Raw genomic sequence first — 19,553 nt, 5'->3', positions numbered from 1 at the left:
TGTCCCGTCCGCACTCGCCCGTCATCTCGCGATCTCCCGATAGGCCGCTTCGAGCAGCTCCTCCGCCGGGTCCTCGAGCCTGGTGACCTTGCCGATGTCGTCGAGGATCACGAACCGTTGCTTCGCGCCCCGGTTCTTCTTGTCGACCCGCATGTGGTCGCGCAGCTCGGGCCAGGCCTCGTGGCGGTAGGCCGTCGGCAGGCCGACCGAGGTGAGGATCGATCTCGTGCGATCGACGACGCCCATGCCCGCGTGGCCGGACAGCCGGGACAGCTCCGCGGCGTACACCATTCCGATGGCCACGGCCTCGCCGTGCCTCATGTTGTAGTTCTCGACGCGCTCGATCGCGTGGGCCAGGGTGTGGCCGTAGTTGAGGATCTCGCGCATGCCGGACTCGCGTAGGTCGGCGCCCACGACATCGGCCTTGACCTGGATCTTGCGCTCGATCAGCGCGCGAGTGTGCCGGCCGTCCGGCACGCGGGCGCCCTCGGGGTCGTCCTCGATGAGCAGCAGGATCGTCGGGTCGGCGATGAAGCCGCCCTTGATGATCTCGGCGAGGCCGGCGACGTAGTCCTCGCGGGGCACCGACACCAGCGTGGCCAGGTCGCACAGGACGCCGGCGGGCGGGTGGAACGCGCCGACGAGGTTCTTGCCTTCGGGGGTGTTGATGCCGGTCTTGCCGCCCACCGCCGCGTCGACCATGCCCAGCAGCGTGGTCGGCACCTGGACGACCTTGATGCCGCGCAGCCAGGTGGCCGCGACGAACCCGGCCAGATCGGTGGTCGCTCCCCCGCCGACCCCGACCACGGCGTCCGAGCGGGTCACGCCGTAACGGCCGAACGCGGACCAGAGCTCGGCGGCCACCTCGACCGACTTGGCCCGCTCGCCGTCCGGCACGGGCAGGCCCACGATGGAGTATCCGGCGGACTCCAGCGCCCCGCAGACCGGACGCGAGATCTCCGGCAGGCTCGCCGGATGGACCACCGCGACCGTGCGCACGTCGTCGCCGAGCAGTCCCGGCAGCTCGGACAGCACCCCGGCGCCGACGACCACGTCGTAGGGGCGCTCGCCCTTGACCCTGATGCGGCTCGTCACGCGGGCAGTCCCTTCAGGATCTCGCCGACGATCTCCTCCGGCTGGCGGCCGTCGGTCGCCACGATGATCGAGGCGAGCCGCTCATAGACCGGGCGGCGCTCCTCCATCAGCCTTTTGAGCTGGCTGCGCGGGTTGAGCACCAGCAGCGGGCGCGCCTGCGCGAGGCCCACGCGCTGCACGGCGTCGGTCAGGCCGACCTGGAGGTAGATCACATGGTGCCCGTCAAGCAGCTCTTGGGTCGCCTCGCTCAGGATGGCCCCGCCCCCGAGGGCGAGCACGCCGTCGTGGCCGGCGAGCGCCTGCCGCACGGCCGCCGCCTCCAGCTCGCGGAACCGCTCCTCACCATCGTCGACGAAGATGTCGGCGACCGGCTTGCCCGCCACGGTCTCGACGTCGGCGTCGGTGTCGCGGAAGCCCGTGCCGAGGCGGTGGGCCAGCATGCGGCCAACGGTGGTCTTGCCCGACCCCGGTGGGCCGATCAGCACAGCTCTGGGAGACGTCACTTGATCACCATCGAGGAGAGGTAGCCGGAAAGGTTGCGGGCGACCTCCTCAACGGAGTCGCCGCCGAACTTCTCGACGGCCGCGTCGGCGAGCACCAGCGCGACCATCGCCTCAGCGACGATACCGGCGGCGGGAACGGCGCACACATCCGACCGCTGGTTGATGGCCTTGGCCGGCTCACCGGTGAGCACGTCGACCGTGGACAGCGCGCGGGGCACCGTGGAGATCGGCTTCATCGCGGCGCGCACCCGCAGCGGCTCGCCGTTGGTCATGCCCCCCTCGACGCCACCGGCCCGGTTGGTGACGCGGCGCACGCCGTCGGCGGTGTTCTCGATCTCGTCGTGGGCCTGGGATCCCCGGCGGCGCGCGGTCTCGAACCCGTCGCCGACGCCGACTCCCTTGATCGCCTGGATTCCCATGAGCGCCGCCGCGAGGCGCGAGTCGAGACGCCGGTCCCAGTGGACATAGCTGCCGAGGCCCGGCGGCAGCCCGTACACGACGACCTCCACGACGCCGCCGAGCGTGTCGCCTTCCCTCTTCGCCGTGTCGATCTCCTCGATCATGGCCGCGCCGGCCTCGGCGTCGAGGCACCGCACGGGGTGCTCGTCGACGGTGGCGAGGTCCTCGGGGGCGGGGATGACGCCGGGCGGCGCCTCGGCCGTGCCGATGGCGACGACGTGGCTGACGATGTCGACGCCGAGCGCCTGCTTGAGGAAGTTGCGGGCGACCTGGCCGAGGGCGACGCGGGCCGCGGTCTCACGGGCGCTGGCGCGGTCGAGGATCGGGCGGGCGTCGTCGAAGCCGTACTTCTGCATGCCCGACAGGTCGGCGTGGCCGGGACGGGGGCGCGAGAGCGGGGCGTTGCGCGCCTGGGCGGCCAGCAGGTCGGGGTCGACGGGGTCGGCCGCCATCACGGTCTCCCACTTGGGCCACTCGGTGTTGCCCACGCGGATCGCGACGGGGCTGCCGAGGGTGCGGCCGTGGCGCACGCCGCCGACGATGGCCACCTCGTCCTGCTCGAACTTCATCCGCGCGCCGCGGCCGTAGCCGAGGCGACGCCTCGCGAGAGCCTGCTCCACGTCGGCGGTCGTCACCGCCACCCCGGCGGGCATGCCTTCGAGGATGGCGACAAGCTCGGGGCCGTGGGACTCACCTGCGGTCAACCAGCGCAACATGATGACAAGTCTTCCATGTACCGCCCACTGCCCTCACCGCCCACGCTGCTCCCCGATCCCCGGTCACGGCATCCCCGAACGAGGCCCCGGCGACGAACAGGTCCCGCCCTCAGCGCAGAACGGCGGGAGGCGCTCAGCGCAGAACGGCGGGAGGCGTTCAGCGCAGGACGGCGGCCAGCGCTCCGAGGAGGATGAAGGGGCCGAGGGGGAACTGGCTCTTCAGCGTGCCCCTGCGGGTGGCCAGCAGGACGACGGCGTAGAGGGCGCCGAGGAACTGGCCGCCCACCGCGCCGATGAGCCAGGCGTCGATCCCGAGGGCACCGGTCACCATCCCGGTGAGCCCGGCCAGCTTGACGTCGCCGAGGCCGAGCGCGCCGGGCCGTACGAACCACAGGACCGCGTAGAGACCCGCCAGCGCCAGCCCGCCGAGCAGCCCGGCCACCAGGTGGCCCGTAGGGGCCAGCAGGACTGCGATGATCGGGTAGGACGGCAGCGTGATGGCGTCCGGCAGCCGCTCGGTCCTCCAGTCGATCACCGCGAGGGCGCATCCGGCCACCGCCGCGTAGAGCCAGGCGAAGACGATCGGGGTTCCCGCGAGCCGCCACGCGACCAGAGCGCACACGGCGGCGGTGCACACCTCGATCAAGGGCGGCCGGCCGAGCGAGGGGACGGAGCGCAGCGCCCGGCCGAAGGCCGCCCGGGCCTCCGCCCGATACGCCCGCCGCCACCGCGCCGCCTCCTCCCTTGACACGCCCTCATAGCCCTCGCGCTCGGCCTGATCACGCCGGGCCCTCACCGGCGACCCCCCTCCCACGACCTCCTCCTCAGCGCGGGCCGTGCCGTCCACCCGTTCCTCCGCGGGGACTGGGCCGTCCATCTGTTCCCCGGCGGAGGCCGGGCCGGTGCTGCGAGCTTCGTCGAGCTCTGTGGCGGGGCCGAAGCCGCCGCTCAGAACGCGGACATAGGATCCCGCGACCAATCCGAAAAGGCCCGCCCCGGCGACGATGAAGCTCACCCGCCGACCCTAGTGCCCACCGGCCGCCCGGAGTCGTCCACCGCCTGAAGGGGCCGGGCTCGCGGGTCATGGCCAAGGGCGTCCGCCCCTGGCACAGTGGGAAAATCGTTTCGATGCGAGCGTTCCGGAGCGAGGGCAGAGGATGGGGGAACCCCGCCGCTCACCCCTTTCGGCCGCCTCGCGGCCGGGCACGCCCTCGATCGGAGACCCCCCACATGGCAGAGCTCTCGCCGGACCGGCGCCCGGACACCTCATGTCGAGGGGAAGGCGCCACCCCTGCTGACGAGGGAGGCCACGCCGCGCCCGGCGGTGGCCTGGACACGCGGACGGTCGATCCCGAGTACCTCACCGCCTTCGCCCGCCCGCGCGGGACGCTGCCGCCGAGGGCGGCGCCGCGCTCCGACGCGCCCATGATCGACCTGTCGGGCACCTGGCGCTTCCGCCTCTCCCCCACCGTCGCCGAGGCCCCCGAGGGCTTCTGGGCGACCGGCTTCGACGACTCCCACTGGGACGAGCTGCCGGTCCCGTCGAGCTGGCCGATGCACGGGCACGGCTCTCCGGCCTACACCAACATCGTCTATCCCTTTCCCGTGGACCCGCCCTACGTGCCGACCGACAACCCGACCGGCGACCACCGCCTGGCCTTCGAGGTGCCCGCGGACTGGTCGGGCGCGAACGCCGTCCTGCGCTTCGAGGGGGTCGACTCCTGTGGCAGGGTCTGGCTGAACGGTGCCGAATTGGGCGTCACCCAGGGCAGCCGGCTGCCCGCCGAGTTCGACGTCACCGCCCACCTGCGGCCCGGCGAGCGCAACGTGCTGGCCGTTCGCGTGCACCAGTGGTCGGCGGGGAGCTACCTGGAAGACCAGGACATGTGGTGGCTGCCGGGCATCTTCCGCGAGGTCACGCTCCTGGCCAGGCCGGAGGGCGGCATCGACGACGTGTTCGTGCACGCCGGCTACGATTCCGCGACCGGCGCCGGCGTCCTGCGCGTCGACGCGCCCGACGGCACGCTGCTCAGCCTGCCCGAGCTCGGTGTCCTTGATGTGCCCGCCGGGCAGGAGCTCACCATCGAAGGCGTGCGGCCGTGGACGGCCGAGACCCCCGCGCTCTACGACGCGACGCTGTCGAGAGGCGCGGAGACGGTCAGCCTGCCGATCGGGTTCCGCACGATCGGCATCGTCGACGGCGTCCTCACCGCCAACGGGCGGCCCCTGCGGCTGCGCGGCGTCAACCGCCACGAGTTCCATCCCGACCTCGGCAGGGTCGTCCCGCCCGACGTCGTCAGGGCCGAGCTTGAGCTGATGAAGCGGCACCACGTCAACGCCATCCGCACGAGTCACTACCCCCCGCACCCCGCGATGCTCGACCTCTGCGACGAGCTGGGCTTCTGGGTCATCGACGAGTGCGACCTGGAGACCCACGGCTTCGAGCCCCTCGGCTGGCGCGGCAATCCTACGGACGACGCCCGCTGGGCCGAGGCGTACCTCGACCGGATGCGGCGCATGGTCGAGCGCGACAAGAACCACCCCAGCGTGATCATGTGGTCGCTCGGCAACGAGGCCGGCGTGGGCGCCAACCTCGGCGTGATGGCCGGCTGGGCCCGCTCGCGCGACCCGGAGCGCCCGATCCACTACGAGGGCGACACCGAGTGCCGCCACACCGACGTCTACAGCCGCATGTACGCCTCCCCCGCCGAGGTCGAGTCCATCGGCAAGGGCGAGGACCCAGACGAGCGGCGCCGGGGCATGCCGTTCATCCTGTGCGAGTACGCCCACGCGATGGGGAACGGCCCGGGGCGGCTGGAGGAGTACGAGCGGCTGTTCGACACCTACCCCCGCTGCCAGGGCGGCTTCGTATGGGAGTGGATCGACCACGGCATCCGGCGCCGCACGGCCGGCGGGGACGAGCACTTCGCCTACGGTGGCGACTTCGGCGAGCCGGTGCACGACGGCAACTTCGTGGTCGACGGCCTGGTCTTCCCCGACCGCGCCCCCTCCCCCGCGATGGCGGAGCTGGCGACGGTGTTCGCGCCCGTCCGCATCGAGGAGGGCACGCCGGGCACCATTCGCGTGACCAACCGCCACACCTTCCGCGACCTGTCGCACGTGCGATTCACCTGGCGCCTCGCCGCCGACGGTCGGCCGCCGGCCGAGGGCGAGCTGGAGGTGGGGCCGCTGGGCCCCGGCGCCGGCGCGGAGGTGGCGCTGCCTCCGCTCCCCGCCGGCCCCGAGGCGGAAACCTGGCTCACCGTCACGGCGGTGTCCACCGCGGGCGAGGTCTCGCCCCCCGAGGGGACCGTGCTCGGGCTCGGTCAGGTCCGGATACGGTCCGCCGCGCCCGCCGCCCGCCCCGCGGGCGCGCCCGCCCGGCGGTCCGGCTCCGGACGGGTCACGCTCGGGCCGGCCGAGTTCGAGCCGGTCCGCGGGACGCTGGTACGGCTCGGCGGGCTGGAGCTGGACGGACCCCGGCTCGACGTGTGGCGGGCGCCCATCGACAACGATCGGTACGGCCCGGACCCGATCGAGGCGCGCTGGCGGGCGGTGGGCCTCGACCGGATGACCCACCGCCTGGTGGGCCTGCGGATCGAGGGTGATGAGCTGGTGGTCCTCACCAGGGTCGCGCCCGCCGCCGGGGACCTGGCGCTGCTGGCCACCTACCGCTGGAGCGCCGACGAGCGGGCGGCCTGCGTCCGCGTGTCGGTACGGCCGCAGGGCTCGTGGACGGTCCCCCTGCCCCGTCTCGGCCTGCGGCTCGCCGTGCCGGACCGGCTCGGCGCCGTCCGCTGGTTCGGCGGTGGCCCCGGTGAGGCCTACGCGGACTCTCGGCGCGCCGCGCGTGTCGACGCCTTCACCGCCACCGTCGAGGAGCTGCAGACCCCGTACGTGTTCCCCCAGGAGAACGGCAGCCGTACGGCGGTGCGCTGGGCGGAGCTGCGCGGTCCGGACGGATCGGGGCTGCGGATCGAGGGGCACCCGACCGTGGAGTTCACCGCGCGGCGATGGACCAGCGAGGACCTCGACGCCGCGCGGCACACCACCGACCTGGCGCCGCGCGACCGGATCTTCGTCAACGCCGATCTCGCCCAGCACGGCCTCGGAAGCGCGGCGTGCGGCCCGGGGCCGCTGCCGGTACATGTGCTGCACGCGCGGCCGGCCGAGTTCACCGTGTCGCTGCGGCCACTGTGACGGGGCCGGGGTGGCTCAGTCTCTCGTCCGGCCGAAGTAGCGGGAGAACCTCCGCTTGGGCGTGCGGACGCGTGCGACGGTCACCTCAGCGTGATCGGCCAGGCCGCGCAGGAGGTTCTGGACGCCCTCCTGCTGCCCGGTGACCTCCCCGATGGAGGCCAGGGCGCGCAGCATGCCGCCCTCGATGGTGAACGGCACCGGCCCCGCCACGTCGACCACCACCGCGGCGGCGTCCTCGCCCAGGGCCGCCCGGCACACCTGCGGGGTCGAGGCCTGGATGGGCCGGGCGTCGCCGCGCCACAGCCGCAGCGACTCGGCGCCGGTGAACGCCGGGACCGCTTTCCTGCCGTCGGCGCCGACCAGCACCGGCAGCGCCATCTCGCTTTCCTTCTCCTGTTCGAGCCCATGCGCGCCGACCTCGGACTCCGTCAGCAAGGCCACGACGGGTACGAGCAGGCGGGTCGCGCTCAGGGCCGACGCCACGGCCCCGGCGTCGCCCGTACCGGCGGCGAAGGCGGCCAGCGCGGCCGCCACGGAGGCGTCGGCGCTGCCGTCGTCGCCGGGGACCAGGGGCTGCGGAATGCTGGGCACGACCCACGAGCCTACCCGCCGCCGCGGCCCGGCCGTGTCGTCCGCGATCCTCTGGAACCCGGTGGTCAGCCCAGGTCGGCGATGGCGGCGACCGGGCCGCCGCCTGAGGGTCCCTGGTGCACGGCGGCGACGGAGACGAACACCGCCGGGTCACCGGTGACGCTCGCCGCGACCCCGCCGACCGTGGCCTTGATCTGCCGGTGCCAGTGCACGTCGGAGTCGTCGAGCATGATGTTCCTGCGCCCGCGCACCCGGCCGCCGGGGTCGGCCTCGCACTTCATGAACACGTTGACGAGCCTGTCGCCGAGGTCGCTCGGGTGCGGGCGGTCGGGCAGCTCGATGCCGCTGGAGCGGATCGCCTCCCAGATTCCGTCGGCGTCCAGCGCGTCCTTCATGACGCTGTGCCCGATGCGGTACCGGCCGCCGATGCCGCGCACGTTGCCGACCACGACGATCTGCGCCCGGTCCAGCTCGACGCCCGAGGAGCACGAGGCGACGCTGGAGTAGAGCGACAGGTCCTTGTGGATCTGGCCGGCCGACGGCATCTCGATCTCGCCGAGCGCGACGGCGATGCCGAGGGCGGTCGTGGAGTTGGAGATGTCCATGGACGGACCGGTGTCCTCGATCACGACGTCCTGGCCGCGCGACTTGGCCTCGGTGATCGTGGAGAGGGTCAGCAGCGGGGTCTTGGTCTGGACGTAGTGGACGTCGGCCGGGTCCTCGATCCCGGCGATCTTCATGGCCTCGCGCACTCCGGCGGCGACCTTCTCGACCATGGCCGGGCGTCCGATGTCCTCGGGCAGGATGACGTCGCTCATCGCGACCCCGACCGAGACGCGCGGCTCGTCCGACCGCTCGGCGCGCGAGGGGTCGACCGAGGCGAAGATCGTGGCGTGCGGGCTGAGCACGCCGTCGGTGCCGCCCGACCACACCAGCGGCACCTGCGCGACCTCGTCCGGGGTGCGGGTGCCCTTGGCGATCAGCACCTCGCGGAAGGCGCGGTCGGCGAGGATGCGGGTGTAGTCGTTGACGCCGCCGTTGCCCTCGGTCTTGCCGATCACGGCGAGCACCCGGTCGGCCTCGATCACCCCGCTGTCGATCAGTTCGGCGAGGCCGGAGGCGTCGGTGACGCTCTCGATGGCGACCTTGCGCACCTCTATGGGGTCAGGCATATCTCCTACCTCTCAGTCGTTTGCGTCCGGCACGTCGGTTCGCCGCGCCCGCCAGGTGGGGAACCGGCGCGGCGGTCATCCCTCGACGAAGGTGCCGACGTCGCCGGCCAGCGCGTCGCCGATGTGCTCCAGCGAGGTGATCACTGCCCGGCCACCGGTCTCGGCGAACCGCAGCACCGCCGCCACCTTGGGGCCCATGCTTCCACTCGCGAAGTGCCCGGCCGCCTGGAGCGCGCGCAGGTCCTCGACGGTCGTCCGGCCGATCGGGCGGGCGGCCGCGGTGCCGAATCCGGTGACGGCCGCGGGCACGTCGGTCGCGACCACCAGCACGGTGGCCTGTACGGCCCGCGCGAGCACCGCGGCGGCCGTGTCCTTGTCGACCACGGCCTCGACTCCGGTGAGCGAGCCGTCGGCCCGGCGGACGACGGGCACTCCCCCGCCTCCGGCGACCACCACCGTGTACCCGGCCTCCATCAGCGCGAGCGCGGCGGGGGCGTCGAGGATCTCCAGCGGCTCCGGCGAGGCCACGACCCGGCGGAAGCCCTTGCCGGGGAACTCCCACCAGGTCTGGCCGAGCTCACGGAACCTGCGCGCCTCGGCCTCGGTGAAGTACCTGCCGATCGGCTTGACCGGATTGCGGAAGGCGGGATCCATGGCGTCCACCAGCGTCCGGGTCACCACCACGGCCGTACGGTCGCCGAGCGCGTTGAGTATCAGAACGCCGACCGTCGCCTGGGTCTGCGCGCCGCACCAGTCGAGCGGCACAGGAGGCACCACATCGGCCGCCATCTGGTTCTTCAGCAGCAGGTTGCCCACCTGGGGACCGTTGCCGTGCGTGAGGATCACCTGGTGGCCCCGGGAGATCAGGGCCGCGACATGCCTCATCGCGCCTTCGACGGCCTGCCGCTGATCAGCCGGTGACGCGCTCCCGTCGGGCGCGGTCATCGCGTTGCCGCCGAGAGCGATCAGTACGCGTTCGCCCACAGCCTGAAGCTATCCACACCGGTACCTCGGCCTCATTGGCGATGATTGCCCAGGAACCGCGCGCCCTTCGGATAGTTTCGCCAGCGCCACCGGGCCACTCGCGAGAAGGCCGAGAAGGCTCAGTGCGGGTGCTCGGGGTCGGCCCGGTCGCGGAGGTAGGCTCGGCCGCGCTCGTTGATCTCGTCGGGCGCGAGGTCCTCGAGTTTCTGGCCGAAGGACCACCGGTGGCCGGACGGGTCGAGAACCTGGGCGTAACGGTCTCCCCAGAAGGCGTCCTGCGGCTCCATCAGCGGTGTCGCCCCGAGGCGCACCGCGCGGGCGAACACCTCGTCCACGTCGGCGACGTAAAGATGCAGGGTCACCGGGCTGCCGCCGAGCCTTTCCGGTGTCACCGCGCCCGACTCGGCGAACTCGTCGTGCACCAGCAGCCTGCCGCCGCAGACGAGCAGCTCGGACAGCATGACCCTGCCGTCGGGCAGTTCGTTCCTGCGAAGCTCGTCCGCGCCGAAGGCCTGCCGGTAGAACTCGACCGCCGCGGCGGTGTCCGGCACGATGAGCTGGGGGGTCACCCCCGCGAACTCGTCGGTGACTCCACCGCTCATACGTCCTCCTCCTCGACGTCGACCTCGACAAGGCCGCACTGGACGGCCGCGGCCATGAGCACCGCGAGCCGCCGGGCCTCGGCCCGGGCCGCCGCCCTGCCTCTCCGCGTTATGCGGTAGCTGCGGCGGCGCTCCGACCTGCGGTCGGCGACCGGCGCCCCGCGGTCGTCGTCGAGCTCCTCGATCAGCCCGTCGACCCTCATCCGCTGGAGCGAGCGGTAGAGCGTGCCGGGCCCCAGTCTGATCAGCCCTTCGGTGATCCGCTCCACGTCCGCCATCAGGGCGTACCCGTGCCGCTCCCCGTCGATGAGTGCCATGAGCAGGGCGAAGACGGCCGGCGTGAGCGGCTGCGAGAGGGCTTCCGTCACGCGGCGCTGACGACGAACTCGTGACCGTCGGGGTCGGTGACCTTGATCCAGGTGGCCCACGGCTCGGTGACCGGCTCGCTCACCTCGACGCCGTTCGCCTTCAGCGTCTCATAGGTGCTGTGCACGTCGTCGCAGCTCAGGGTGGGCGGGGTGCTGCTGCCTGGCGTGGTCTCGAAGTGGGCGGCGTCGCACAGGGTGAAACGGGTCTCGGCTCCGGGTGGCACCACCTCGATCCAGCGGGCGCCGGGACCCATCTCGGCGTCGGTGGCGAGCTCGAAGCCCAGCCCCTTGACGTAGAAGTCGACCGACCGCTGCTGGTCGGCCACATAGAGAACGACATTGGAGATCTTGGTGATCACGGCAGTTTCCCTCCGGACGAATGATCCATCATGGATACTATCCATGTCGGATATATCCGTCCAGCATTGATTCGCGGTTGATCGCCACGAACCCCGCCACGCGGGGGCGATCCAGGGCAGAATCAGGGCGTGGAACCCCAGAAACTAGAGCGCGACGAGCTCGCCGCGGCCATGTCCGCGCGCCGTGAGCTCGGCCCGCAGTTCGAGCTCGAACTCGCCGAGTCGCTGGTCGAACGCGTCAACGCGGTGATCGACTCCAGGCTGGCCGTGCGGGCCCCCAAGCGGCCCGGTCCCGACTGGGCCCAGATGGCCCTCGGGCTGGGGTCGCTCGCCTTCTCGATCCCGCTGACGGCGATCGTGGTGAACGCCTCGTCCACCACCTTGCCGCTCATGCTCATCTTCGCGCTCATCGCCTTCATCAACCTCGCCTACGCCATTTCCAAGATCGGCGGCCGGCGCAGGGGCTGACGTACGGCGGCCACCGGGGCGCGGGGGCCACGCAGGGCGGCCACCAGGGCGGGGAGCCGCAGACTCTAGACCGGGGCGACGAAGCCCCACAGGACCTGGGCGATCTCGTCGACCTCGGCGAACTCGCCGGAGGCCACCGCGCAGACCAGGTCACGGACCGAGTCGTCGCCGGTGTCGAGCCCGACGCCGTTGTACTGGAGGAAGACCACCGTGCACACCCAGGCGACCCGATTGTTGCCCTGGGCGAACGGGCGGTGGATGGCCAGGGAATGGAGCAGCGCGGCGGCCTTGATCAGCAAGTGCGGGTAGGCCTCGTGGCCGAACATGGACGCCTGGGGCCGGTGCACGGCCGAGTCGAGCAGCCCGACGTCCCGTAGCTCCGGCGTGGCGCCGACGGTCAGGCCGGCGAGGTCGATCACCTGCTCGAGCGTCAGATAGCGCGTCATTCGCCGAGTCGGCCAAGCACCGAGCGCCAGCGCTTGACCGTGGCGATGCCCAGGCGGCGCACCTCCTCGTCGGCGTCGTGACGGGCGATGTACTCGTCCACGGCCGCGCGCACGACCTGTTCGACGCTGCGCCCTTCCTTCTCGGCGCGCCGGCGCAGGGCCTCGGCCTGCTCCTCACTGAGGCGAAGTGTCATGGACATACCTCCACCGTACGCATCCAGCACCAGGCGACGGACACGGTGAGTGTATGACTATTTACAGACGGTTGTCTGGTGATTTCCCTTGCAGCCGGCTGAGCCGCGCCACCGCCTCGTCGATGATCTCGTCCTTCTTGCAGAAGGCGAACCGGACGAAATGCCGGCCCCGCTCCTGGTTGTCGTAGAAGACCTGGGTGGGGATCGCGACGACCCCCGCCAGCTCCGGCAGCCTCCTGGCCAGGTCGAGCCCGTCGGTGAAGCCGAGCGGCCGGATGTCGGTCTGCACGAAGTAGGTGCCGGCCGGGCGGTACACGCCGAAGCCCGCGGCCGACAGTCCCGCCATGAGCCGGTCGCGCTTGGTGGCGAGCGCGTCGCGGAGCCCGGCGACCCAGCCCAGCTCCTCACGGAGGGCGTAGGCGACCGCGAGCTGCCACGGAGCGTTGGCGGTGAAGGTGAGGAACTGCTTGACCGTCTGCGCCGCCCCGGTCAGCTCGGCCGGCGCGCAGATCCACCCCGTCTTCCAGCCGGTGACCGAGAAGGTCTTGCCCGCCGAGGAGATCATCACGGTGCGCTCGCGCATGCCCGGCAGCGTGGCGAGGGGGATGTGCTCGACGCCGTCGAAGGTGAGGTGCTCGTACACCTCGTCGCTGATCGCGACAAGGTCGTGCTCCTGGCAGACGGCGGCGATCGCCGTCAGCTCGTCGAGGGTGAAGACGGTGCCGGTGGGATTGTGCGGCGAGTTGACCAGGACGGCCCTGGTGCGCGGGCCGACGGCCGCGCGCAGCTCGTCCGGGTCGAAGGTGAACCTGCCCTCCACCGGGCGCAGCGTCACGGGCCTGCGCACCGCTCCGGCGAGCGAGATCGCGGCGGCGTAGGAGTCGTAGTAGGGCTCGAAGACGACCACCTCGTCACCGGCCTCGCACAGCGCGAGGACGGAGGCGGCCAGCGCCTCGGTCGCGCCCAGGGTGACCAGGACCTCGCCGTCGGGGTCGTAGACCAGCCCGTAGTGCTCCTTGCGGTGCTCGGCCACCGCCTGCCGCAGCTCGGGCAGCCCAGGGCCGGGAGGGTACTGGTTGAAACCGCCTCGGATCGCCGCCACGGCCCGCTCGAGCATGGCCTCCGGCCCGTCGGTGTCGGGAAAACCCTGACCCAGGTTGATCGATCCGGTCCGTACGGCGAGCGCCGTCATCTCGGCGAAGACCGTCGTGCCGAACTCGCGCATTCGGGCGACCAGAGGTTGGCTCACGCCGGACAGCTTATCGGCCCTGGCGCGCTAGCCTCATCGGGTGATTGCCAGGTTTGCCCACGCTTGCGGGATATCGCACCTTGGTCGTCCTCGGTGACGCGGATCCGGGATCTGGACGCGCTGCGCGGCTTCGCCGTCTGCGGGATCATGGTGGTCAACACCTGGCAGCACGCGAACGACGCCGTCGAGGAGCACACCGGCACGCCCATCGACTGGGTTGTGGAGAACCTCCTTCAGAGCCGCTTCTATCCCATCTTCTCCTTCCTCTTCGGCGTGAGCTTCGTCCTGTTCCTCCGGTCCGCGGCGCTCAGGACCCCGCACCCCCGTCTGGTCACGCTCCGCCGGCTGATCGTCCTCGCGGGTCTCGGCGCGCTGCACGAGATGGTCAATCCCGGCGAGGTGCTCCTGCCGTACGCCGCGACCGGAGTCCTCCTGCTCCTCCCCGCGTCCTACGTGAACCGATGGCTGGTGCTCCTGGCGGGGATCGGCGCCACGATCTGGGCGATGCTCGCCCACGCCGGGGGCGTCTGGCTCGTTCCCGGCGTCATCCTGCTCGGCATGGCCGCGATGGGGTTCGCCCCCGGGCCCCGCGTACTCAAACCCGCCTTCATCACCAGCGGGCTGCTCGCCGTGGCGCTCACCGGGGCGTGGATGTACGTGTGGCCGCCCCCGGAGACCTTCGACTTCCCCTACACGAGGAGCATCTATCCGCTCGCCGGCCTGGTCACCGCCACGGCGTACTGCACCGGCGTCCTGCTGCTGCGGCGGTGGCGGCCCGGTACCCTGTCGATCCTCGAACCACTCGGGCGGATGGCCCTCACCTGCTACCTCTCCGGCACCCTGGTCATCCTCGCGACGCTTCCCCTCCTCGCCGCCGATGACAGCCGGGTGAGCGTCGTCGCCGTCGCGATGCTCACCGTCGCCGCGCAGGCCGCGTTCAGCCGCTGGTGGCTGGCGCGCTTCAGGTACGGCCCGCTGGAGTGGGGGTGGCGATGTCTCACCTGGTGGGAGATCGTCCCCAACCGTCACCCGCGGCCGGCGCTTCCGGGCTGACACGCGCGGATGGCGTTTCCGGCCGGCAGCCGCCTGGTTCTCGGCACGGGAGGTCCAGGGCCCTTAGGCTTGTGCGGTGACCCGCATCGCCCTGTGCCAGATCCCGGTGTCCGAGGACTCCAAGACCAACCTCGAGCGCGTGCGCGACGCGCTCGGCAGGGCCGCCTCGCGGGGTGCCGCGCTGGCCGTGTTCCCTGAGGCGACACTGACCCGGTTCGGCAAGGGCATCGCCGAGTCCGCCGAGCCGCTCGACGGCCCCTTCGTCACGGCCGTGGCCGACGCCGCGCGGGCGCACGAGGTCGCCGTCGTCCTCGGCACCTTCGAGCCCGCCGACGGCCGGGTGTACAACACCGCCGTCGCCCTCGACCGCCGCGGCCGGCTGAAGGCCGCGTACCGGAAGATCCACCTCTTCGACTCCTTCGGCGCCCGCGAGTCCGACCTGGTCGCACCGGGCGACACGCCGGTCGTCGTAGAGCTGGAAGGCCTGCGCGTCGGGCTGGTCACCTGCTACGACCTCCGCTTCCCCGAGCTGTTCCGCGCCCTGGTCGACCTGGGCGCCGAGGCGTTCGCCGTGATCGCCGCCTGGGGCACGGGCCCGATGAAGGAAGAGCACTGGGCCACCCTGGTCAGGGCCAGGGCGATCGAGAACACCATGTGGACGGTCGCCGTCGGCCAGGCGCCCAACCCCGAGGCCAAAGACGGCTTCGGCATCGGCAGGAGCATGCTCGTCGACCCGATCGGCGTGGTTCGCACCGATCTGGGCCCCGTCGGCGCCGTCCAGGTCGTGGAGATCGACCCGGCCGAGACCGAGCGGGTGCGGGCCATGGTCCCAAGCCTTTCGCACCGGCGGGAAGATATTTATCGTGCCGTGCCGAACGCCGAGGTCCGCAGATCGTAAAATGCGGGATGTGAGCGAGCCGGCGCGAAGTACTCAGATGCAAAAGGTCATACCGCCTCGGCTGCTGGTGCCCTATCTCGCGGGCCAGCGCACGATCATCTCCGGCTACGTCTACCGCGTCCAAGACTGTTCACGGCTGACGAGTCCAGAGCAACTGGTCTCCGCGCTCGACCTCGGCTTCGAGGGATCGGAGCTCACCTTTTCGGTCCCCGAGCTGTACATCCTGCGATGGCAGGTCCGCGACACCGACACCTACGTCGTTCCCTACGGCCCCCACATGGGCGGAGATTGGAACGATGCGCCGCCCTTCGCGGGCAACGGGTTCACCACCTCCCGCCAGCATGTGGTCCCCCAGTTCCACACCACGCCGATGCCCATCCCGGCGGGAGCGGAGATCCAGCACGTGACCACACGCGGCGAGCGCCGGTTCGCCGACTACGACGGGCTCACCTGGCGGCGCGCGGCATGAGCGACATCGAACCGGTAGGCCTCGGCTTCATCGCCCACCAGCACGAGCAGACCTACGCCGCGGCCCTCGGGCCCGGGCCCGACGACGTGGTCCTGTTCAGCGAGGAGTCCCGCCAGGGCTTCGACCAGGCGGGCGGCTACTGGCGGCGTCAGGTCCGCCGCGGCGACCTCGAATGGCTCGTCCTGCTGCGCACGGTGGGCGCGTTCGGCGGCGAGCCCTGCGTGGTCCTCGACGAGGACGACGACGGGCTGCACATCGCCTACACCGGGCACAGCGGCCTGAAGGCCGAGGCGCTCGGCTACTGGATGGTCGACCACGGGGCGTACGAAGTCGTCGTCCCGCACGACGAGGTCCACTCCATCCGCGTCGAACGGATTCCCATCTCCTGTCAACCGACCCAGGGCGCGAGTGTCTCTGGAGTGTGACCGAAACTCCCACCCGTTCCCGCGAGCGACCGACGTTCGCCGAGACCTTCGCCGCGCACTACCCGGCGATGGTGCGGCTGGCGGGGCTGCTCGGCGCGGACGACCCGGAGGACATCGCGCAGGAGGCGTTCGCCCGCCTGCACCAGAGACAGGCGCGGCTCCGCGATGACGCGGCGGCCGTGCCCTACCTCCGCTCGATCGTCTGCAACCTGACCCGCAACCGCCTGCGCCACCTGAGGATCGTCCGGCTGCGTCGGCTCGAACCGCCACCGCACGCGTCCGCCGCGGAGCAGGCGTTCCTGGTCGCCGAACGGCACCGGAACCTGCTCGCCGCGGTCGACCGCCTGCCCCGCCGCCAGCGCGAGGCGCTGGTCCTGCGTTACTGGCTCGACCTGTCCGAACGCGAGATCGCCGACGCCATGAACGTCTCCCCCGGCTCCGTCAAGAGCCACACCAGCCGCGCCATCGCGGCCCTCGGCCGTGCCCTGGAGGACAACGATGCTTGAGGAAGACCTGCGTGAGGCCCTGCGCGCCCGCGCGTCGACGTACGAGGCGAGCCCGCACGCGTGGCTGGAGGTCCAGCGGCGCGGCCGGACGGCCAGGCGCCGCGGCCGGGCCATGCTGGTCGCCGTCCCGCTCGCGGCGGGGGCCGTGCTGGCCGGTGTGCCCATCGCCATGCTGAACGGCGGGCCCGGCCCGGACACCGCCGCCCGGACCACCACCGAACCGCCCTCCCCCTACCGGGACGCCTACGAGGCGGCCGTCGCGGAGCACCCCCCGATCGGCGCGACGCTAACGATCAACGATCCCACCGCCGACCGGCCCATGCGTCTGTGGTTCGCCAACGAGAAGACCAAGGAGGGGACACGCCTCACGTTGTGCGCAGCGACGCAGCACGCGCCCGGTGGCTCCGTGAGCTGGTGCTCGGACGACCAGAGCACGCGTACTCACGAGGAACCTTTGTACGGCGGGAGCACCGCGACCATGATCCCGGGGCCGGACACCCTCCTCGCATTCGGCGCGACCCCGGACACCACCGAGCGGGTGGCGGCGGTGGCCAAGGACGGAACGCGCCTGCCGGGCACGATCCACCGGCTCGACGGCGTCCCGAAGGCGGTGTGGACGGTGACCTATCCCCCGCACGCCAAGGCGACCTCGGTGGAGCTGTCCGACGCCCGCGGCGCGGTGGTGGAGACCGTGCGACTCCCCGTGGATCCCAAGCCGGTGACCAGCGCGCCGCCGGTCGGACCAGCCGCCAAGCCGGGCGCCGGCGTCACCGCGCGCCTCCACACCGACGCCTCCCTGGTCTGGCGGCACGACGGCAAGGTGATCGCGCTGAACGTGATCGCGTCGACCCCCGTCGTCAAGCCCGGCGAGACCCTCGCCGACGCGCTGCGGGGCAATGAGGCGCCGGTCATGTCGCGGTTCGCCGACGGGTTCTGGGTCGGCTACGCGCGGGCCGGCACCGAGCGGGTGCGGCTGACCCTCGCCGACGGCCGCACCGTCACGACCGGGACCGTCCCCGACCCATGGCACCACGACGCCGTGCTGTTCGCCGCCCCGTTCACGGTAGGAAACGACGTGTACGCCGACGGGTACCGCATCACCGGCCTGGACGGGGACGGCACGGAACTCTGGCACCACGACGTGCGCCCCAGCCCTCCGCTGTGGGAACCCAGCCCTTCGGCAAGCCCGAGCGGGTAACCCTCGGCAGGTCAGAGCGGGTCGCCCTCGGCGGCCGGAGGTGCGGCGCCGAGGCGGCGGTAACGGGCCAGGCGGGTCGCCAGACGATCCTCGGGAGCGCGCTCCATCAGCCCGATGATCTCGTACTCCAGGGTGCGGGCGACCCGCTCGCAGAAGGCCCTGGGCTCGTAGGCGGCGTCAGGAAGCTCGGGGATGATGCGGTCGACGATGCCGTCCCGCTTGAGGTCCTGCGCGCGGACCCCCTGCGTCTTGGCGATCTCCGGAGCGAAGTCGATGGTCCGGTACAGGATCGCCGAGGCGCCCTCGGGCGGGAGCGGTGACAGCCAGCCGTACTGGGCGCAGAGCACCCGGTCGGCCGGCAGCAGGGCCAGCGCGGCCCCGCCCGCTCCCTCGCCGAGGAGCAGGCAGACGGTCGGGGCGTCCAGCATCACCATGTCGGCGAGGGATCGGGCGATCTCGGCGGCCAGCCCGCCCTCCTCCGCGGCCTTCGACAGCGAGGCCCCGGCCGTGTCGATCACGGTCACCAGCGGCAGGCCCAGCTCGGCGGCCAGGTGCATGCCCCGGCGGGCGACCCGCAGCCCGGCGGGGCCGAGCTGCCGGCCCGTCCGCTGCCGCCGGCGGTCCTGGCCGAGCACGACGGCCGGAGCCGTGCCGAACCTGGCGAGGGCGAGCAGCAGGCCGGGGTCGTTCTCCCCCACACCCGTGCCGTTCAGCGGGGTGACGTCGGAGGCGCCCAGCTTGAGCAGCGCCCTGACCCCCGGCCGGTCGTCGCGACGCGACCGGCTGATCGCCTCCCACGCCTCCACCGCGACGGGCCGCTCCTCCGGCTCGTGCCGGCGCGCGAGCTCTTCCCTGCGCGCGAGCTCTTCCCTGCGCGACCGCAGCTCCTTGGCCTCCCTGGGCGCGCACAGCACGGCCAGGGCCCTGATGGCGATCGCGCGGGCGTTCTCGGCCGAGACCACGGCGTCGACCAGGCCGTGCTTGAAGAGGTTCTCCGCGACCTGGACGTCCGGCGGGAAGGGGTATCCGTACAGGGATTCGAAGACCCTCGGGCCGAGAAAGCCGATCAGCGCACCGGGCTCGGCGGCGGTGAGGTGACCCAGCGAACCCCATGAGGCGAAGACCCCACCGGTCGTGGGATGGCGCAGGTAGACGATGTACGGCAGGCCGGCGGCCCGATGGGCGGACACGGCGGCGCTGATCTTGATCATCTGGACGAAAGCGAGCGCGCCCTCCTGCATCCGGGTGCCGCCCGAGGCGGGCGCGGCGAGCAGTGGCAGCCCTTCGGCCGTCGCCCGCTCGACCGCCCGGACCAGCCGCTCGGCGGCGGCCACCCCGATGGACCCGGCCAGGAAGGAGAACTCACACGCCATCACCGCCACACGACGGCCGCCCAGCAGCCCTTCCCCCGTCACCACCGACTCGTCGTACCCCGTCCTGGCGCGCGCGGACGCAAGCTCCTCTGCGTACGGCGACCCCGGCGGCGCGGGATCCACCGTGGGCTCGTCCCACGACTTCCACGAACCGGAGTCCAGGACGGTGCGGATCAGCGTGTTGGCGTCTGGGCGGACGAGGGTCATCGCCGTCCTCCGCGCGGC

22 protein-coding genes and 1 pseudogene are annotated in these 19,553 nt (G+C 72.1%); 9 read left to right on the top strand and 14 right to left on the bottom strand.

Features of this window, described 5'->3' with window-relative positions; translation table 11 throughout:
* Nucleotides 1–21: 21 nt before the first annotated feature.
* The 4 genes from aroB to ABD810_RS08595 form a co-directional block, all read right to left on the bottom strand.
* Nucleotides 22–1,095 carry a 3-dehydroquinate synthase gene (aroB, locus tag ABD810_RS08610; RefSeq protein ID WP_344936511.1) on the bottom strand — a complete coding sequence of 358 codons (1,074 nt, stop codon included), beginning with the start codon at nucleotides 1,093–1,095 and terminating at the stop codon, nucleotides 22–24.
* Complete coding sequence (locus ABD810_RS08605) at nucleotides 1,092–1,598, bottom strand: shikimate kinase (protein ID WP_344936510.1); 507 nt, start codon at nucleotides 1,596–1,598, stop codon at nucleotides 1,092–1,094. Before ABD810_RS08605 ends, aroB begins: the two co-directional genes overlap by 4 nt.
* A complete protein-coding gene (gene aroC / locus ABD810_RS08600) occupies nucleotides 1,595–2,773 on the bottom strand; it encodes a chorismate synthase (protein WP_344936509.1) in 1,179 nt (392 codons plus the stop codon). Before aroC ends, ABD810_RS08605 begins: the two co-directional genes overlap by 4 nt.
* A gap of 157 nt (nucleotides 2,774–2,930) precedes the next feature.
* A complete protein-coding gene (locus ABD810_RS08595) occupies nucleotides 2,931–3,788 on the bottom strand; it encodes a prepilin peptidase (RefSeq protein ID WP_344936507.1) in 858 nt (285 codons plus the stop codon).
* A gap of 68 nt (nucleotides 3,789–3,856) precedes the next feature.
* Here ABD810_RS08595 and ABD810_RS40985 point away from each other — a divergent pair.
* A pseudogene (locus tag ABD810_RS40985) lies at nucleotides 3,857–5,767 on the top strand (glycoside hydrolase family 2 TIM barrel-domain containing protein); the annotation flags it as partial.
* A 90-nt stretch (nucleotides 5,768–5,857) separates the two neighbouring features.
* Nucleotides 5,858–6,973, top strand: coding sequence for a beta-galactosidase small subunit family protein (locus ABD810_RS40980; protein WP_425566878.1), 1,116 nt, complete (start codon nucleotides 5,858–5,860; stop codon nucleotides 6,971–6,973).
* Nucleotides 6,974–6,988: 15 nt separating this feature from the next.
* Here ABD810_RS40980 and ABD810_RS08585 read toward each other — a convergent pair whose 3' ends face one another.
* The 6 genes from ABD810_RS08585 to ABD810_RS08560 all read right to left on the bottom strand — a co-directional run bounded on the left by ABD810_RS08585 (nucleotide 6,989) and on the right by ABD810_RS08560 (nucleotide 11,049).
* Complete coding sequence (locus ABD810_RS08585; protein WP_344936503.1) at nucleotides 6,989–7,564, bottom strand: SseB family protein; 576 nt, start codon at nucleotides 7,562–7,564, stop codon at nucleotides 6,989–6,991.
* A gap of 65 nt (nucleotides 7,565–7,629) precedes the next feature.
* Nucleotides 7,630–8,736, bottom strand: a complete 1,107-nt coding sequence (gene bar, locus ABD810_RS08580; RefSeq protein ID WP_344936501.1) for a barbiturase — start codon at nucleotides 8,734–8,736, stop codon at nucleotides 7,630–7,632.
* Between the two features lie 75 nt (nucleotides 8,737–8,811).
* Nucleotides 8,812–9,720: a carbamate kinase gene (locus tag ABD810_RS08575; RefSeq protein ID WP_344936499.1), complete on the bottom strand. Its 909-nt coding sequence runs from the start codon at nucleotides 9,718–9,720 to the stop codon at nucleotides 8,812–8,814.
* Nucleotides 9,721–9,839: 119 nt separating this feature from the next.
* Nucleotides 9,840–10,322: a VOC family protein gene (locus ABD810_RS08570; RefSeq protein WP_344936497.1), complete on the bottom strand. Its 483-nt coding sequence runs from the start codon at nucleotides 10,320–10,322 to the stop codon at nucleotides 9,840–9,842.
* On the bottom strand, nucleotides 10,319–10,690 hold the full coding sequence (locus ABD810_RS08565) for a PadR family transcriptional regulator (protein WP_344936495.1): 372 nt from the start codon (nucleotides 10,688–10,690) through the stop codon (nucleotides 10,319–10,321). The genes ABD810_RS08570 and ABD810_RS08565 overlap by 4 nt, the downstream gene beginning before the upstream one ends.
* Nucleotides 10,687–11,049 carry a VOC family protein gene (locus ABD810_RS08560; RefSeq protein ID WP_344936493.1) on the bottom strand — a complete coding sequence of 121 codons (363 nt, stop codon included), beginning with the start codon at nucleotides 11,047–11,049 and terminating at the stop codon, nucleotides 10,687–10,689. Before ABD810_RS08560 ends, ABD810_RS08565 begins: the two co-directional genes overlap by 4 nt.
* A gap of 129 nt (nucleotides 11,050–11,178) precedes the next feature.
* Here ABD810_RS08560 and ABD810_RS08555 point away from each other — a divergent pair, with 129 nt between their 5' ends.
* Complete coding sequence (locus ABD810_RS08555) at nucleotides 11,179–11,517, top strand: hypothetical protein (RefSeq protein WP_344936491.1); 339 nt, start codon at nucleotides 11,179–11,181, stop codon at nucleotides 11,515–11,517.
* Between the two features lie 65 nt (nucleotides 11,518–11,582).
* Here the strand turns inward: ABD810_RS08555 and ABD810_RS08550 are convergent, their stop codons facing one another.
* The 3 genes from ABD810_RS08550 to ABD810_RS08540 all read right to left on the bottom strand — a co-directional run bounded on the left by ABD810_RS08550 (nucleotide 11,583) and on the right by ABD810_RS08540 (nucleotide 13,406).
* Complete coding sequence (locus ABD810_RS08550; protein ID WP_344936488.1) at nucleotides 11,583–11,963, bottom strand: type II toxin-antitoxin system death-on-curing family toxin; 381 nt, start codon at nucleotides 11,961–11,963, stop codon at nucleotides 11,583–11,585.
* Nucleotides 11,960–12,157, bottom strand: a complete 198-nt coding sequence (locus ABD810_RS08545) for a ribbon-helix-helix protein, CopG family (protein ID WP_344936485.1) — start codon at nucleotides 12,155–12,157, stop codon at nucleotides 11,960–11,962. Before ABD810_RS08545 ends, ABD810_RS08550 begins: the two co-directional genes overlap by 4 nt.
* Nucleotides 12,158–12,218: 61 nt before the next feature.
* Nucleotides 12,219–13,406: a pyridoxal phosphate-dependent aminotransferase gene (locus tag ABD810_RS08540; protein WP_344936482.1), complete on the bottom strand. Its 1,188-nt coding sequence runs from the start codon at nucleotides 13,404–13,406 to the stop codon at nucleotides 12,219–12,221.
* Nucleotides 13,407–13,499: 93 nt separating this feature from the next.
* Between ABD810_RS08540 and ABD810_RS08535 the strand changes: the two genes are divergently transcribed.
* From ABD810_RS08535 to ABD810_RS08510, 6 genes are all read left to right on the top strand, one after another.
* Nucleotides 13,500–14,459, top strand: a complete 960-nt coding sequence (locus tag ABD810_RS08535) for a DUF418 domain-containing protein (protein ID WP_344936479.1) — start codon at nucleotides 13,500–13,502, stop codon at nucleotides 14,457–14,459.
* A gap of 76 nt (nucleotides 14,460–14,535) precedes the next feature.
* A complete protein-coding gene (locus tag ABD810_RS08530; protein ID WP_344936476.1) occupies nucleotides 14,536–15,357 on the top strand; it encodes a carbon-nitrogen hydrolase family protein in 822 nt (273 codons plus the stop codon).
* Between the two features lie 37 nt (nucleotides 15,358–15,394).
* Nucleotides 15,395–15,826, top strand: coding sequence for a hypothetical protein (locus ABD810_RS08525; RefSeq protein WP_344936473.1), 432 nt, complete (start codon nucleotides 15,395–15,397; stop codon nucleotides 15,824–15,826).
* A complete protein-coding gene (locus tag ABD810_RS08520; protein ID WP_344936472.1) occupies nucleotides 15,823–16,251 on the top strand; it encodes a hypothetical protein in 429 nt (142 codons plus the stop codon). The genes ABD810_RS08525 and ABD810_RS08520 overlap by 4 nt, the downstream gene beginning before the upstream one ends.
* Nucleotides 16,248–16,757 (top strand): SigE family RNA polymerase sigma factor, encoded by a 510-nt coding sequence (locus ABD810_RS08515; protein WP_344936469.1) that lies wholly within the window; start codon nucleotides 16,248–16,250, stop codon nucleotides 16,755–16,757. Before ABD810_RS08520 ends, ABD810_RS08515 begins: the two co-directional genes overlap by 4 nt.
* The gene (locus tag ABD810_RS08510; protein ID WP_344936467.1) at nucleotides 16,750–17,955 is read left to right on the top strand and encodes a hypothetical protein; all 1,206 of its coding nucleotides are present in this window, start codon (nucleotides 16,750–16,752) and stop codon (nucleotides 17,953–17,955) included. Before ABD810_RS08515 ends, ABD810_RS08510 begins: the two co-directional genes overlap by 8 nt.
* An 11-nt stretch (nucleotides 17,956–17,966) precedes the next feature.
* Here the strand turns inward: ABD810_RS08510 and ABD810_RS08505 are convergent, their stop codons facing one another.
* Complete coding sequence (locus ABD810_RS08505) at nucleotides 17,967–19,535, bottom strand: carboxyl transferase domain-containing protein (RefSeq protein ID WP_344936465.1); 1,569 nt, start codon at nucleotides 19,533–19,535, stop codon at nucleotides 17,967–17,969.
* Nucleotides 19,536–19,553 lie beyond the last annotated feature (18 nt).

It is taken from the genome of Sphaerisporangium flaviroseum (assembly GCF_039537005.1).
In the GTDB taxonomy this organism is placed as follows: Bacteria; Actinomycetota; Actinomycetes; order Streptosporangiales; family Streptosporangiaceae; genus Sphaerisporangium; species Sphaerisporangium flaviroseum.
Note: the sequence above shows the minus strand (reverse complement) of the source record. Positions and strands in the feature narration are given on the sequence as shown.

Excerpts from the sequence above, each read along its gene's own strand:
- ABD810_RS08570 (WP_344936497.1), bottom strand. The coding sequence starts at position 10,322 with ATGAGCGGTGGAGTCACCGACGAGTTCGCGGGGGTGACCCCCCAGCTC.
- ABD810_RS08525 (WP_344936473.1), top strand. The coding sequence starts at position 15,395 with ATGCAAAAGGTCATACCGCCTCGGCTGCTGGTGCCCTATCTCGCGGGC.
- ABD810_RS08545 (WP_344936485.1), bottom strand. The coding sequence starts at position 12,157 with ATGACACTTCGCCTCAGTGAGGAGCAGGCCGAGGCCCTGCGCCGGCGC.
- ABD810_RS08520 (WP_344936472.1), top strand. The coding sequence starts at position 15,823 with ATGAGCGACATCGAACCGGTAGGCCTCGGCTTCATCGCCCACCAGCAC.
- ABD810_RS08550 (WP_344936488.1), bottom strand. The coding sequence starts at position 11,963 with ATGACGCGCTATCTGACGCTCGAGCAGGTGATCGACCTCGCCGGCCTG.
- ABD810_RS08510 (WP_344936467.1), top strand. The coding sequence starts at position 16,750 with ATGCTTGAGGAAGACCTGCGTGAGGCCCTGCGCGCCCGCGCGTCGACG.
- aroC (WP_344936509.1), bottom strand. The coding sequence starts at position 2,773 with ATGTTGCGCTGGTTGACCGCAGGTGAGTCCCACGGCCCCGAGCTTGTC.
- bar (WP_344936501.1), bottom strand. The coding sequence starts at position 8,736 with ATGCCTGACCCCATAGAGGTGCGCAAGGTCGCCATCGAGAGCGTCACC.
- ABD810_RS08505 (WP_344936465.1), bottom strand. The coding sequence starts at position 19,535 with ATGACCCTCGTCCGCCCAGACGCCAACACGCTGATCCGCACCGTCCTG.